This is a genomic window from Nocardia sp. NPDC057668 (assembly GCF_042799795.1).
GTDB lineage: Bacteria > Actinomycetota > Actinomycetes > Mycobacteriales > Mycobacteriaceae > Nocardia.
Window position 1 is genome coordinate 92,967 of record NZ_JBHVIC010000004.1, and the last position, 13,941, is coordinate 106,907.

13 protein-coding genes are annotated in these 13,941 nt (G+C 69.3%); 6 read left to right on the forward strand and 7 right to left on the reverse strand.

The features are described from left to right. Positions 1-23 precede the first annotated feature (23 nt). Genes ACFVBH_RS24395 through ACFVBH_RS24425 form a run of 7 tightly spaced genes read right to left on the reverse strand, consistent with a single transcriptional unit; the run spans position 24 to position 5,543 of the window. Entirely contained in the window at positions 24-989 is a 966-nt protein-coding gene (locus ACFVBH_RS24395) for an enoyl-CoA hydratase/isomerase family protein (protein WP_354985723.1), read from the reverse strand. Between the two features lie 34 nt (positions 990-1,023). Beyond that, entirely contained in the window at positions 1,024-1,344 is a 321-nt protein-coding gene (locus ACFVBH_RS24400; RefSeq protein ID WP_379004785.1) for a hypothetical protein, read from the reverse strand. A gap of 2 nt (positions 1,345-1,346) precedes the next feature. Continuing rightward, positions 1,347-1,574 carry a ferredoxin gene (locus ACFVBH_RS24405; RefSeq protein WP_379004787.1) on the reverse strand — a complete coding sequence of 76 codons (228 nt, stop codon included), beginning with the start codon at positions 1,572-1,574 and terminating at the stop codon, positions 1,347-1,349. Further along, on the reverse strand, positions 1,571-2,878 hold the full coding sequence (locus tag ACFVBH_RS24410) for an NADH-ubiquinone oxidoreductase-F iron-sulfur binding region domain-containing protein (protein ID WP_379004789.1): 1,308 nt from the start codon (positions 2,876-2,878) through the stop codon (positions 1,571-1,573). The genes ACFVBH_RS24405 and ACFVBH_RS24410 overlap by 4 nt, the downstream gene beginning before the upstream one ends. 10 nt (positions 2,879-2,888) lie before the next feature. Beyond that, positions 2,889-3,281, reverse strand: coding sequence for a Rieske 2Fe-2S domain-containing protein (locus ACFVBH_RS24415; RefSeq protein WP_354985727.1), 393 nt, complete (start codon positions 3,279-3,281; stop codon positions 2,889-2,891). 1 nt (position 3,282) lies between these two features. After that, a complete protein-coding gene (locus ACFVBH_RS24420; RefSeq protein WP_379004791.1) occupies positions 3,283-4,431 on the reverse strand; it encodes an amidohydrolase family protein in 1,149 nt (382 codons plus the stop codon). Positions 4,432-4,451: 20 nt separating this feature from the next. Further along, the gene (locus tag ACFVBH_RS24425; protein ID WP_379004793.1) at positions 4,452-5,543 is read right to left on the reverse strand and encodes an amidohydrolase family protein; all 1,092 of its coding nucleotides are present in this window, start codon (positions 5,541-5,543) and stop codon (positions 4,452-4,454) included. 227 nt (positions 5,544-5,770) lie between these two features. Between ACFVBH_RS24425 and ACFVBH_RS24430 the strand changes: the two genes are divergently transcribed. From ACFVBH_RS24430 to ACFVBH_RS24455, 6 genes are read left to right on the forward strand one after another with little or no spacing between them, the layout of a single operon-like run. Further along, entirely contained in the window at positions 5,771-7,411 is a 1,641-nt protein-coding gene (locus tag ACFVBH_RS24430) for an FAD-dependent oxidoreductase (RefSeq protein ID WP_379004795.1), read from the forward strand. 23 nt (positions 7,412-7,434) lie between these two features. Next, complete coding sequence (locus ACFVBH_RS24435; protein WP_379004797.1) at positions 7,435-8,298, forward strand: alpha/beta fold hydrolase; 864 nt, start codon at positions 7,435-7,437, stop codon at positions 8,296-8,298. Position 8,299: 1 nt separating this feature from the next. Continuing rightward, positions 8,300-9,964: a bifunctional 3-(3-hydroxy-phenyl)propionate/3-hydroxycinnamic acid hydroxylase gene (locus tag ACFVBH_RS24440; protein ID WP_379004799.1), complete on the forward strand. Its 1,665-nt coding sequence runs from the start codon at positions 8,300-8,302 to the stop codon at positions 9,962-9,964. Continuing rightward, the gene (locus tag ACFVBH_RS24445; RefSeq protein ID WP_379004801.1) at positions 9,921-10,892 is read left to right on the forward strand and encodes a 3-carboxyethylcatechol 2,3-dioxygenase; all 972 of its coding nucleotides are present in this window, start codon (positions 9,921-9,923) and stop codon (positions 10,890-10,892) included. The genes ACFVBH_RS24440 and ACFVBH_RS24445 overlap by 44 nt, the downstream gene beginning before the upstream one ends. Then, the gene (locus tag ACFVBH_RS24450; RefSeq protein WP_379004803.1) at positions 10,889-12,634 is read left to right on the forward strand and encodes an FAD-binding protein; all 1,746 of its coding nucleotides are present in this window, start codon (positions 10,889-10,891) and stop codon (positions 12,632-12,634) included. Before ACFVBH_RS24445 ends, ACFVBH_RS24450 begins: the two co-directional genes overlap by 4 nt. Continuing rightward, positions 12,631-13,935 (forward strand): LLM class flavin-dependent oxidoreductase, encoded by a 1,305-nt coding sequence (locus ACFVBH_RS24455; protein WP_379004805.1) that lies wholly within the window; start codon positions 12,631-12,633, stop codon positions 13,933-13,935. Before ACFVBH_RS24450 ends, ACFVBH_RS24455 begins: the two co-directional genes overlap by 4 nt. The last annotated feature ends 6 nt before the right edge of the window (positions 13,936-13,941 follow it).

Consider the following 13,941-nt stretch of genomic DNA (forward strand, 5'->3'; position numbering starts at 1 on the left):
TCCTGTCTGGATTCGGCGCCGGTCTAGGACGCGCGCTTCTTGGCCTTCTTCTTGCGGCCGGATTTGCTGAGCCGGAAGTCGGGCGGGAACGCGGCGTCGTTGTCCTTGACCGCGGTGTTCAGGCCCGCGGCGTGGGCATCGGCGAGCATGAGTTCGTCGGCGTCGGGGCGGGCGTACCCGCCGAAGGATTCGAAAATGCCGCTGAGCAGGCTGCCCATGTACTCGCCCTGATGCTGCTTCATGATCTCGAAGAAGATCTTCTGCATGAAGACCGTGTCCGTCGGCCGGTTGCGGGCGCACGCCAGCGCGTACTTCTCGGTCTCGGCTTCCAGATCCGCGCGGGTGACGACCCGGTTCAGGAAGTTGCAGTCCAGCATCTCCTGCGCGGTGAAAGGCCGTCCGGTGAAGACCATTTCCTGGAATTTGCGCAGGCCCATGGTCTGCGCCCAGGTCCACATGCGCGGTCCCCAGCCGTAGTAGCGGAAGGAGGGGTGCCCGAACAGGGCGTCGTCGGAGGAGATGACGAGGTCGGCGTCGGTGGCCTGGTAGAAGTGCCAGCCGTAGCAGTACCCCTTGACCTCGACGATGCTGATCTTCTTGAACTCCTGCAGACTGCGGCAGCCCGCACCGGGATTGGCGTACCACTGCCCGATACTCGCGCCGTGCCGGAAGGATCCCGGCGGGGGATAGCGCACTTCGTCGGGTCCGATGCGGTATTCGCTCAGGCGGGGACCCTGGTCCGGATCGTTCTGGACCTCTAGGAATTCGGGCAGGTCCGCGCCGGTGCCGAAGTCCTCGCCTTCGCCGCGCACGATCAGAACCTTCACCTCGTCGTCGATGTTGGCCCGGTGCAGCAGGTCCGCGTAGCGCAGGCGGGCGGCCATGGTGGGGGCGTTGAGGTGTTCGGGGCGATCGAAGGTGATCGTCGCGATCCGGGTCTGGGGATCCTTGCTGTATCGGATGATCTTTTCCGGGTCGGGCGCGGACATGGTGCGGTTCCTTTCGCGGTGTGGGACGTGCGGTTCAGCGCGAACGCCACACCGTCATGGCCACCGTGGTCAGGTCCAGGGTTTCGTCGAGGGGGATCTCGCCCGCGCGAGCGCGGCGGAAGAATTCGGCGAGTACGGTCTCGGGTTCGCCGTCGAGTTCGTAGACCGCCAGGTAGCGGTGTGCGGGGGAGGGTTGTCCGGGGATGTCGGTGGCGGCGATCTCGTAGCGGGCGCCGCCGGTGACGCCGGGGACCGCGGTGACGTCGGCCAGGTGTTTGGTGTCGTACCAGTCGTTGAATTCGGCGTCGCGGCCGGTGACGGCGTTGGAGAAGACGAGCAGTTTCGAGCCGGACATGGTCAAGCCTCCGAATTGGGTTGGGGTGCGGTGGTTTCGGGCATGGCGATGATGGCGTGTACCGGGCAGTCCAGCAGGGCGCGCAGTACGGCGTCCTGGTCGCCGTCGGCGATCTCGCCGTTTCCGGCGAGCGCGGCGTAGCCCCAGTCATCGAGCGGGAAGTGCGCAGGTGCGTGTTTGGCGCACAGGCCGAAGCCGTCGCACAGGGTGCGGTCCAGGCGGATTCTCACGGGATGAGCTCCTGCTCCACCGCGAACGGGGTGTCCGCGAGATATGCGTGCACCGCGCAGTCGGGGCATCGATTATCCAGGTGCGCTTTAACTTCGGTGTCGAAGCGGTCCAGCAGGGTGGCGGCGGCGTTGGTGGCGGCGTCGAGCGTGCCGCACGCGCCGCGCCCGCGCAGTACCCGCGACCAGCGCCGGAGCCGGGCCAGGTCGCCGGTGTCTGCGAGCCCGTCGCGCAGGGCGGTCGCGACCGCGGCCATGGCGGCGGTGCCGTTGAAGCAGGATCCGCACTGTCCGGCGTTCTCGCGGCGGAAGTAGTCCAGGATCGCCGCGGCCACCGCGACGGGGCATTCGGTGGTGAGCAGGGTGAGCGATCCGCAGCCCAGGGCGAACCCTTGTGCGCGCAGGGATTCGGGGTCGAGCCGGGCGCTCACGATGCTTCGGTCCGCCAGTCCCGTGAAGTATCCGCCCAGCAGTGCGCCGCGGACCGTGTCGTGTGAAATTCCGTGCAGGGTAAGCAGATCGGCGAAGCGATAGCCGTGCGGCACCTCGTACAGGGCAGGCGGCCGGTCACCGCCGGTGACCGTCGCGAGGAAGGTGCCCGGGGAGTGCTCGGTGCCCGCCGTGCGGAAGGCGTGCGCGCCGTGCCGGTGAATCCAGGCCAGCTGGGCGAGGGTTTCGACATTGCTGACGACGGTGGGACGCTGGTGCACCCCGTGCTCGAAGGGGCGCGGTGGTTTGTCCGAGGGCAGCGCGGGCCCGCCATTGATGGCCCGAACGGCCGCGGTTTCCTCACCGGCGACGTAGGCGGGGTCGACGGTCACCAATTCGATGGCGGGACCGCCGAATTCGCGAGGATGCTCGTCCAGTTCGGTGAGCGCGGCGTCGACGCGGCTCGCGGCTCGGGGGTCGGAGAGGTACAGGTAGGCGCGGTCCGCGCCGGCCACGGTCGCGGCGATGCGCAGCCCGTCCAGGACCAGGTGCGGGCGGTGGCGCAGCAGCCACTTGTCCTTGATCGAGACCGGTTCGCCCTCTTCACCGTTGGCGACGACCACGGTCCGTTCCCCGCGGGCGTGCGCGGCGGCGACGGTGGCTAGTTTGGTGGCCAGGGGGAAGGCCGCGCCGCCGCGCCCGCGCAGGCCGCTCGCACGGACCTCGTCGAGAACGGCTGTGCCCGAGGCGATCGGCCCGTAGCCGCCGGATTCCCGGTAGGCGGGCAGGTCTTCGGGGTCGGCGAAGGTGCGCAGTAGCCGGGGCGGGCCGCCCAGGGCCGAGACGGTGAGCCCGCGATGCGGGTGAGCGTTCAACATCGAGTCCTGTTCACGCGGTGACGATGACGTCGTCGCCCGACACCCGGACCGGATAGGTGCGGATGCTCCATTCCGGTTTGACCGCGGTGGTGCCGGTGGCGAGTTCGAATCCCCATTGGTGCCAAGGGCAATAGATGAATTCGCCGTCGCGCACCATGACCGAGTCGCCGGGTACGGATTCGTCCAGCACGGTGCGCCCGCGCGCGCGACCGGAGCACAGCGGTCCGCCTTCGTGCGGGCAGTAGTTGGCGATCGCGTAGAACACCCCGCCCACGTTGTACACCCCGACCCCGTGCCGGCCGATGGGCACGACTTTCGATGCGCCGGGCGGTATTTCGGCGACGGTGGCCACCACGTGTTCGCGGCCCTGGGCCAGGCGGGGCCGCTCGGGTTCCTCGCCCATCTCAGAACACCACGCGCCGCTGGCCCTGCAACGCGGGCACCATGTCGGGCAGGTGATAGGTCTCGATGCCGTTGAGGCACATGACCTTTTCCCGAGCTGCCGGGGGCAGGTGCTTGACCAGCCAGCGGGGATCGTCGAAGGTCCAGTGCGGGTAGTCCGAGGAGTAGAGCAGGATCTTGTCCGCTTCCATCCATTCGAACGCGCGGGTGAGCTCGGTCTTGTCCTCGGGGTAGTCCAGCGGCTGGGTGGTGAACCTGATGTGCTCTTTGACGTAGTCGCTGGGCTTGCGCTTGATGCCGGTGAACGATCCGCGCCGGGCGTAGATGGCGTCCATGCGCCACATGAGCGGCAGGATCCAGGTGAAGGCGTGTTCGACGAACACGATGCGCAGGGCCGGATGCCGGTCGAAGACGCCGTCGAAGATGAGGCTCATGATCTGGTTGGCCGCCAGCAGTGAGTAGGTGACCATGAAATCGTGGTTGTAGCTGGGGAATCCGACCGGCGGCATGGGCATGGTCTCGAACGCCCCGCGGCTCAGGTGGCAGCTCACGACCAGGTCGTGCTTGGTGGCCGCGGCCCAGATCGGATCGTATTTGGGGTCGCCCCAGGACGGCCGTGGCTCGGCTTTGATGAGGATCTGGGCCATGTAGTCGTGCCCGGCCCAGAATTCGATTTCGCGCAGTGCGGCGACCGGGTCGTCGATGGCCACGCAGATCGATCCGCGCCAGCGTTGATGCCAGTTGTTGCGCGGGTCGAGCCAGTGGTTGGCCAGCCAGTGGTTGATGCCGGTGGCCAGGGCGGAGGTGGCTTCGGGGAGCCGGGCGGCCTTGACGGTGGGTTCGAGGATCGCGATGTCGGAGCCCGCGTCCAGGATCAGCTGCCGGAAGGCCAGTTCGGGGTCGCTGCCGGGGAATTCGCCGTCGGCGGGGAAAGTGTCCACGCGCATGGCGAGCGAATGCGCGTAGTCGGGGGCGTCGTAGAGGATAGTGTCTCCGACGCGGTGGCTCAGGAAGTAGGAGCTGCGCAGCGGTTCGGGGATGTACTGCACGAGTTCTCCGCGCCGGGGCACGGGGTGGACGTCGGAATCCACCACGCGCAGCGGAACCAGTTCCGGGGTGGTCTCGGGAACGCGTTCGTGTGCCAAGGTCATGGTCGTCCTCCCTGCGGCGTTCAGCGGGCCGCGGCCGGTGCGGGGATGTCGATGCCGTACAGCCGGGCGGCGTTGCGCCAGTAGAGCTTGTCGCGCTGGTCGGGGCGCAGGGTCGAGGGCAGCGCGTCGAGATCGGCGCCGTGCCAGTGCGGGTAGCTCGAGCCGAACATCACCATGTCGGCCTTGCCGGTGAATTCGAGCCAGTCGCCGGCGAATTCGGTGTCCCCGGGTCCGTCGAGCGCGCCGTGCACGAAGTGCACGTGCCCGGGCAGGTAGTCGCTCGGCATCCGCGGGGCCCACGGGGTTTGTTCCAGGTGCGGGCGGCCGAAGGTGTCCATGCGCCAGCTGAAGGGGGTGAGCATGTCGCCCGCGCCGTCGGCGAAGACCACGCGCAGGCCCGGGAAGCGCTCGAAGACGCCTTCGGCGATCATGTTCATCAGGTGGTAGACGTAGTTGAGCGCCATGAAGCCCAGGTACTGCTCGTAGGTGCGGGTGTGCCCGGATGGGGTGGGCGGCAAGCCGATCGACTCCCCGGTCTCGATATGCATCGCCACCGGTAGCCCGGCCGCGGCGGCGGCTTCCCACAGCGGCCAGAACTGCGGTTTGCCGTACAGTTCGCGCGATTGCAGCGGGATTCCGAGCTGTACGACGCGGGGATGCTCGCCCCAGCGGGCGATGTCGCGCAGTGCGCCGGTGATGTCCTCGGGGTTCACGCGCAGGGTGCCGCGAAAGCGGGCGCCGTGGACCTCGTGTTCGAGCCAGCGGGTGACGAGCATGTCGTTGTGTGCCGAGAGCACCGCGGTGGTCAGGTGCCGGTCGGGCAGGATGCCGCGGGTCATGGGGTGCAGCACGGCCACATCCACGCCGCGGTCGGCGAACAGGTGCTGGGCCACCAGGTCGGGGTCCGAGCCCGGGTAGCTCTTGCCGGGACCGCGGGTGCCGGGGGCGTATTCGCCGCCGGGTGCGCCGTACCAGTCCATTTCGGCGTCGGGGATGCCGCGGCTGTTGAAGGGTTCGCGCAGGTGCGCACGCATATCGGCGTTGGAGGCGAAGAAGATGTGCACGCTGGCGTCGATCACCGGGGTGCGGGTGCCGTCGGGCAGCAGTCTCATCGCGCGCCTCTCACCTCATCGAAACGTCGTTCTCGTTTGATGAGAACAGTACTCTCGCGATTTTCACAGAGCAAGACTCCAACGTTCGCGCAGGGCCGATGTGTCGACCGGACACGTCGGCGGGGTTTACGAGCTCTCACGGGTAGCCGCACACCGACAGATGGAGATTGCGATATCGAGGTAGTGAGAATACGATTCTGGCTATTCGAGAATCGAGGTCTAGAGCTGTGTCTTCGCAACAGGATTCGAACGACCGTGCCTGGGATACCGAGGTCGACGTCGTCGTACTGGGCAGCGGCGCCGCGGGATTGACCGCCGCGCTGACAGCGGCCACCGCCGGCGCCTCGACGCTGGTGTGCGAGAAGGCCGCCACCGTCGGCGGCACCAGCGCCGTCTCGGGCGGCATCGCCTGGATCCCGGCCCACGACCGCGCCGCCGATGGACCGCTGAGCGTGGCCGATGCCCTGAGCTACCTGCACGCGCAAGCCCTCGATTCGATGGACGACGACCTGGTGGAGGTCTTCGTGCGCACCGGCGCGCGCATGATCGAGTTCGTCGAAGCGCACAGCCCGCTGCGCTTCGAAGTCGCCGGCGCCTTCCCCGATTACAAGCCCGAACTGCCCGGCGGCCGCCCCGGCGGCGGCCGCTCCCTCAGCGCCGTCGCCTTCGACCTGGCCAGGCTCGGACCCTGGCGCGACCGGCTGACGGCCTTTCCCGCCGACTGGAGCAACGTCGGCTTCGACGCCGAAACCCGTGCGCGACTGCACGCTTCGGCGGCCGCGGACGCCGACCTGTGCGTCGCCGGGACCGCACTGGTGGCGAGCCTGCTGGCCGGGGTCCTGGCGGCCGGGGTCGAGATCCGCACCGCGTCGCGAGCGGTCGAGCTGATCGCCGACGCGCAGGACACCATCACCGGCGTACGCCTGGACACCGCCGACGGTCCGGTGCGCGTGCGCGCCCGCGGCGGCGTGGTCCTGGCCACCGGCGGCTTCGAATGGGATCCGCGCCTGGTGCGCGCGTACCTGCGCGGGCCCATGCACGGTGCGGTGTCCCCGCCCAACAACACCGGCGACGGGCTGCGCATGGCCATGGCGCACGGCGCGGAGCTGGGCACCATGAGCGAAGCCTGGTGGGTGCCGATCGTGCGCATCCCCGGCGACACCATCGACGGCCGACGACGCAGTCGCAGTGTGCGATTGGAGCGCACCCGCCCGCGCAGCATCATGGTCAACCGGGCCGGTCGGCGCTTCGTCAACGAAGCCGGTGAATACAACGCCATGTCCGGCGCCTTCCACTACCTCGACCCGCGCGGCGGGTACGTCAACGATCCGGGCTGGATCGTCTTCGACGCCGAACATCTGCGCCGCTACGGCTTCCTCGGCATCGCGCCCGGGGACCCGGTGCCCGAATGGTTCTGTGAGTCGGCCGATCTCACCGAGCTCGCGGCCAAAACCGGTATCGACCCGGCCGGGTTGAGCGCGACCGTCACCGCCTGGAATCACGCGGTGGCCCGCGAACACGACCCGGATTTCGGGCGCGGCTCGAGCGCCTACGACGGCTACTGGGGCGACGAGCACGCCGCGACCGCGGCCGGGCGCACCCTCGGCCCCTTGGACACCGCCCCCTACTACGCGGTCCCGGTCACCGTAGGCGCCATGGGCACCAAGGGCGGACCGCGCACCGACCGCGACGGCCGGGTGCTGCACGTGAACGGCGCGGTCATCCCCGGCCTGTTCGCCGCGGGCAACGCCATGGCCGGTGTCACCGGCCGCGCCTACGGCGGGGCGGGCGGAACCCTGGGCCCCGGCATGGTTTTCGGCTTCCGCGCCGGGCACGCGGCCGCGACCGGCAAATCGGCAGAGCTGTGAACACGGCAGAGGGAGGCACGAGAGTGGCCGAGTACGAGAGCATCTGGAGCGACCTGCAGGGGGTCGCGTTCACCCAGGGTTACCTCGATGTGGGCGGGGTGCGCACCCGCTACCTGCACGCCGGTGAACGGGACAAACCCACGCTGGTGCTGCTGCACGGCTCAGGCGGGCACGCCGAGGCGTACGTCCGCAATCTGGCCGCGCACGCCGAGCACTTCTCGACCTGGTCCATCGACATGCTCGGGCACGGCTACACCGACAAGCCCGGGCATCCCCTGGAAATCTCGCACTACGTCGAGCATCTGGTGCGCTTCCTGGACGAGATCGGCGTGGACCGCGTCCACGTCAGCGGCGAATCGCTCGGCGGCTGGGTCGCCGCGCGCTTCGCGATCGACCACCCCGGGCGCGTGCACCGGCTCGTGCTCAACACCGCCGGCGGCTCCCAGGCCGACCCGCAGGTCATGGCCCGCATCGTCACCCTGTCCATGGCCGCGGTCTCGGACCCGGACTGGGACACCGTGCAGGCCCGCATCACATGGCTGATGGCCGACAAGACCAAGGGCTACGACGACATCGTCGCCAGCCGCCAGCGCATCTACCGTCAGCCCGGATTCGTGGCCGCCATGAGCGACATCATGGCCCTGCAGGACCCGGTCATCCGAGCCCGAAACCTGCTGGGCCCGAACGAGTACGGCTCCATCACCGCCCCCACCCTGGTGCTGTGGACCAGCGACGACCCCACCGCCGACGTGGCCGAGGGCCGCCGCATCGCAGCCATGATCCCGGGCGCGCGATTCGAGCTGATGCCCGGCTGCGGGCACTGGCCGCAGTACGAGGACGCCAAAACCTTCGACGCCCTGCACGTGGGCTTCCTGCTGGCGGACTGAGATGACCGCGAAATCCCTTGTCACCGAAGTCGACGTGCTGATCGTCGGCGCCGGCCCGGTGGGGCTGACCCTGGCCAACACGCTCGGCGGGCACGGGGTCCGGACCCTCGTGGCCGAGGAACGACCCACCCTGATCGACTACCCGCGCGGGGTCGGCCTCGACGACGAATCGTTGCGCACCTTCCAATCGATCGGGCTCATCGAGCAGGTCCTGCCGCACACCACCCCCGACCAGATCATGCGATTCGTCGACGCGGACCGCCGGCTGCTGGCCGAAATCGCCCCCGTCGACACCTCTTTCGGCTGGCCCAAGCGCAACGGATTCGTCCAGCCGCTGGTCGACGCCGAACTGCTGGCGGGGCTCGAGCGCTTCGAAACCGTCGAAGTGGCCTGGTCCTCGGCCATGGCCACCTGCGTGGACACCGGCTCGCGCGTCACCGTCGAACTCGACACCCCTGCCGGCCCGCGCCTGATCAGCGCCGCCTACGTCGTAGGCTGCGACGGCGGGCGCAGCGCCACCCGCAAACAGCTGGGGGTGTCCTTCGAGGGCACCACCTCCCCGACCCGCTGGCTGGTGGTCGACATCGCCACCGACCCGCTCGGGCACCCCAACATCGAGGTCGCCGCCGATCCCGCGCGCCCGAACGTCTCGGTGTCCATCGCCCACGGCATCCGCCGCTTCGAGTTCATGATCCACGACCACGAAAGCGATTCCCGCGCAGCCGATCCGGCGTTCGTCGCCGGACTGCTCGGCGCGTTCGTGCCCTATCCCGAACGCCTGGACATCATCCGGCAGCGCCTGTACACCCACCATTCACGCATCGCGGGCCGATTCCGGTGCGGGCGAATACTGCTGGCCGGGGACGCTGCGCACCTGATGCCGGTCTGGCAGGGCCAGGGCTACAACAGCGGCATCCGCGACGCGGCGAATCTCGGCTGGAAACTCGCCGCGGTGGTCACCGGCCGCGCCCGCGACAGCCTGCTCGACAGCTATGACCAGGAACGGCGCGCGCACGCACGCGCCATGATCGACCTGTCCACCCTCGTCGGGCGGGTCATCTCACCCACCGATCGCCGGGTCGCCGCCGTCCGCGACGCCCTGGTCCGCGCCGCCGCGGCGATACCGCCGGTCAAGAACTACGTCCTGGGTATGCGCTTCAAGCCGATGCCCCGGTACGACCGGGGTGCGGTGGTCCATGCGCATTCGCGGTCACCGCGCTCGGCGGTGGGCACCCTTTTCGTGCAGCCGCGCGTGGACACCAGAGAACACACCGGCGTCCTTCTCGACGATGTCCTCGGGCCCTGGTTCGCGGTGCTGTGCTGGAACAACCAGCCGCGCGCGGTGCTCGGCGAGAGCGAGTTCGCGCGGTGGAAAGCCCTGGGCGCGAAGTTCATCGCCGCCCGCCCGCACACCCAGCTGCACTGGGCCGGGCACGACGACCCCGACGTGACGGTGGTCGGCGACCGCACCGGCGCGCTGAAACGCTGGTTCGACGGCCACCGCGACTCGGTGCTGTTCCTGCGCCCGGACCGCTGTATCGCCGGGGCCACCATCGCGCAATCGGCCCCCGAACTCAGCGCCGATCTGCTGCGCGCCCTCGCCCTGACCCCAGGAGGAAACGATGCCGCTGGCCCTGTGCTGCGTCTCGCACAGCCCGCTTCTTGAACTCCCCGGCCCCGACCGCGAACTGCTCGACGACGTGAGCGCGGCGGTGGGCGCGGCCGCGCACTTCGTGCGCGAGTTCGATCCCGAACTGGTGGTGACCTTCTCACCCGACCACTACAACGGCTTCTTCTACCGCACCATGCCGCAGTTCTGCGTCGGCACCGCCGCGCACGCGGTCGGGGACTACGGCACCTACGCCGGAGCGCTGAACGTGGACGGCGACCTCGCCCTCGAACTGGCCGAAGCGGCCCTGCACGCCGGGATCGACGTCGCGGTGTCGGTGGCCATGGACGTCGACCACGGCACCGTGCAACCCCTGGGGCAGCTGTTCCCGGACGTGGGCGCGGTGCCGATCGTGCCGATATTCCTCAATTCCGTTGCCGCGCCGCTCGCCCCGATCCACCGCGCCCGGGCCCTGGGCACCGCGGTCGGAGAATTCCTGGGGACGCTCGGCAAACGCGTCCTGGTCCTGGGATCGGGCGGACTCTCGCACGATCCGCCGGTGCCGACCCTGGCCGGCGCCACCGGTGCCGTCCGCGAACGACTCGTGCACGGCGGCCCCGTGACCGCCGAACGGCGCGCCGCACGCGAGCGCCAGGTCATCGCCGCCGCACAGGAATTCGACTCCGGGGTAAGCACGCTGCGACCGCTCAACCCGAGCTGGGACCGGGAATTCCTGACCCTGCTCGACGACAACCGGCTCGAACAGGTCGACACCTGGACGAACCCGTGGATCACCGGGGAAGCGGGCAACTCCGCCCACGAGATCCGCACCTGGGTCGCCGCGTTCGCCGCCCTGGCCACCCAGGGCCGATACGACGTGCGCGACCGCTACTACCGGCCCGCGCCCGCGCTCATCGCCGGATTCGCGCTGCGCACCGCGCTCCCGGCCGCCGGGGGCGCACCGAACGATCGGAGAGCCGCGTGAGCACCGAAACAACGCCTCCCGCACCACCTTCGGAAGGCGGGTTCGACCACACGGTCGACGTGCTCGTCATCGGATCCGGCGGCGGCGGGCTCACCGCGGCCCTGGCCGCGCGGGCGGCGGGCCTGCGCACGCTGGTCGTCGAGAAATCCGCGCACTACGGCGGATCCACCGCGCTCTCCGGCGGCGGCATCTGGGTGCCGGGCGCCCCCGCGCAACGCCGCGACGGCTACACCCCCGACCCCGAACAGGTGCTGGTGTACCTGCGCGCCATCACCGAGGGCCTGGTCAGCGACGCCCGCCTGCGCGCCTACGTCGAGCAGGCCCCCGCGATGATGGAGTTCCTCGAAAAGCTCAGCACGCGGCTGGAATTCGTGTGGAAGCCCGGCTACGCCGACTACTACCCGGAACTGCCCGGCGGCTCGGTGCAGGGCAGCACCATCAACGTCCCGCCGCTGGACCTGCGGGTGCTGGGCGAGGACGAAGCCACCCTGCTGGCACCGCTCGCGCTCGCGCCCAAAGGGATCTGGCTCGGGCCCAAGGACCTGCTCCAGTTCTACCAGGTGCGCCAGTCCTGGCGCGGCAAAGCCGTGCTGCTCAAACTCGTCTGGCGCATGGTCCGCGCCCGGGTCTTCGGCGACCGCATCGCCGCCATCGGCCAATCCCTGGTCGCCCGGCTGCGACTGGCTATGCGCGAGAACGACATCCCACTGTGGCTCAGCGCCCCCATGACCGAATTGATCACCGACTCCGGCGGCGCCGTGCTCGGCGCGGTCATCGAGCGGGACGGGCATTCGCAGCGGGTACGCGCGCACGGCGGGGTGGTGCTGGCCACCGGCGGCTTCGAACAGGACATGGCCTGGCGCAAGGAACACGAGCCGGTCATCGATCAGAACTGGAGCTTCGGCAATCCCGCCGCCACCGGCGACGGCATCCGCGCCGGGATGCGCGCCGGCGCGGACACCGAGCTGATGGACGAGTCCTGGTGGTTCCCCGCCATCCAATGGCCGGACGGGCGTATGCAATTCATGCTCAACGAACGCATGATGCCCGCGCAGTTCATCGTCAACGGCGCGGGGGAGCGGTACATCAACGAGGCCGCGCCCTACATGGACTTCGGGCACGCCATGCTCGCCGGCGAACGCGCCGGGGTCACCCACCTGCCCAGCTGGCTCATCACCGATGACCGCTCGTGGCGGCGGTATGTGATCGCCGGTCACCTGCCCCTGCCCAAGATCCCGTTCGCGCCGGTCCCGACCGGGACCGCGATCCCGCCGCACTGGCTCGAATCCGGCGTGGTCAAGACCGCGAACACCTGGGAAGCGCTCGCCGAACAGATCGGCGTGCCCCCGGATCGCCTGCGCGCCACCGCCGAACGCTTCGACACCCTCGCCCGCGCCGGCCACGACGACGACTTCCGTCGCGGGGACAGCGTCTACGACAACTACTACGGCGATCACACCCTGCCCAACCCCAACCTGCTGCCCCTGGGGAAACCGCCCTACTACGCCTTCCGGATGGTCCTGGGCGATCTGGGCACCTCCGGCGGTCTGCGCACCGACGAGCACGCGCGCGTGCTGAGCGCGGACGGCACGGTGATCGACGGGCTCTACGCGACCGGCAACGCCACCGCCGCGGTCATGGGCCGCAGCTACGCCGGGGCGGGCGCCACCATCGGCCCGGCGATGACTTTCGGATACATAGCGGCCCAGCATATTTCGGCAACCCACGGAGGAAACCAATGAAGATATCCCTGTTCTACGAGTTCGCCCTGCCCAAGCCGTGGGTGCCCGAAGACGAGCGACTGCTGTTCCAGGAGGGCCTGGCCGAGGTCGAGGCCGCCGACAAGGCCGGTTTCTCCACCGTCTGGCTCACCGAGCACCACTTCCTCGAGGAGTACTGTCACTCCACCGCGCCCGAGATCTTCCTGGCTGCGGCGAGCCAGCGCACCAAGGACATTCGGCTCGGATTCGGCATCATGCACATGCCGCCGGCCATCAACCACCCCGCCCGCGTGGCCGAACGCGTCGCCACCCTGGACCTGATCTCGGGCGGGCGCGTGGAATTCGGCACCGGCGAATCCTCCTCGGTCGGCGAGCTCGGCGGATTCATGATCGACCCGGCCGACAAGCGCGGGCAGTGGGAGGAAGCCCTCGACGTCGCCATCCGCTGCATGACCGAGGACCCGTTCACCGGATTCAAGGGCGAACACATCGAAATGCCCGCCCGCAACGTCATTCCCAAGCCCTACCAGCGCCCGCACCCGCCGGTGTGGGTCGCCTGCACCCGGCCCTCCTCGGTGCAGATGGCCGCGCAGAAGGGCATCGGCGCGCTCAGCTTCGCCTACACCGGGCCCGAAGCGCTCGGTGACCGTGTGCGCGGCTACTACAAGGAATTCGAAGAGAACGCCGCCCCGACGATCCCGGTGCTCAACCCGAACATCCTGGCCATCGGCGGCGACCTGTCGATGATGGTGGCCCCCACCGACAAACAGGCCATCGACCGGCTCGGCGTGGGCGGCGGGTTCTTCTCCTTCGGCATCATGCACTACTACATGACCGGCCAGCACACCCCCGGCCGCACCGGGGTGTGGGAGAAGTACCTCGACGCGGTCAAGGGCGACGAGACCCTGGCCTACGGACCCGGGCGCGGTGCGATCGGCTCCCCGGAGACCGTGCGCGAATTCCTGCGCGGCTACGAGGCATCCGGGGTGGACGAGATCATCCTGCTGCTCAACCCGCGCAGCCACGAAGCCACCATGGAATCGATCGAACTGATGGGCAAGCACGTGCTGCCCGAGTTCATCGAACGCGACGAGAAGGCCGTCGCCGCGAAGGCCAAGCGCCTCGAGCCGATCATCGAGCAGGCCGAGAAGCGCCGCAAGCCCCTGGCCTCGCCCGCGCTCGACGAGAACTACGCCTTCGGCGGACTGCCCACCGGGCGCGGCGGCGACTACATCGCCAACGAGGTGCCCGAGGCCATGGCCGAAATGGACCAGGGCCGTGAGGAAGCCGCCCAGCGGCTCGACGACCAGCCGCAGAGCTAGCACGGG

Bases quoted from the DNA above. Each gene is read 5' to 3' on its own strand.
- ACFVBH_RS24395 (WP_354985723.1), bottom strand. From the start codon at position 989: ATGTCCGCGCCCGACCCGGAAAAGATCATCCGATACAGCAAGGATCCC.
- ACFVBH_RS24400 (WP_379004785.1), bottom strand. From the start codon at position 1,344: ATGTCCGGCTCGAAACTGCTCGTCTTCTCCAACGCCGTCACCGGCCGC.
- ACFVBH_RS24410 (WP_379004789.1), bottom strand. From the start codon at position 2,878: ATGTTGAACGCTCACCCGCATCGCGGGCTCACCGTCTCGGCCCTGGGC.
- ACFVBH_RS24415 (WP_354985727.1), bottom strand. From the start codon at position 3,281: ATGGGCGAGGAACCCGAGCGGCCCCGCCTGGCCCAGGGCCGCGAACAC.
- ACFVBH_RS24420 (WP_379004791.1), bottom strand. From the start codon at position 4,431: ATGACCTTGGCACACGAACGCGTTCCCGAGACCACCCCGGAACTGGTT.
- ACFVBH_RS24425 (WP_379004793.1), bottom strand. From the start codon at position 5,543: ATGAGACTGCTGCCCGACGGCACCCGCACCCCGGTGATCGACGCCAGC.
- ACFVBH_RS24440 (WP_379004799.1), top strand. From the start codon at position 8,300: ATGACCGCGAAATCCCTTGTCACCGAAGTCGACGTGCTGATCGTCGGC.
- ACFVBH_RS24445 (WP_379004801.1), top strand. From the start codon at position 9,921: ATGCCGCTGGCCCTGTGCTGCGTCTCGCACAGCCCGCTTCTTGAACTC.
- ACFVBH_RS24455 (WP_379004805.1), top strand. From the start codon at position 12,631: ATGAAGATATCCCTGTTCTACGAGTTCGCCCTGCCCAAGCCGTGGGTG.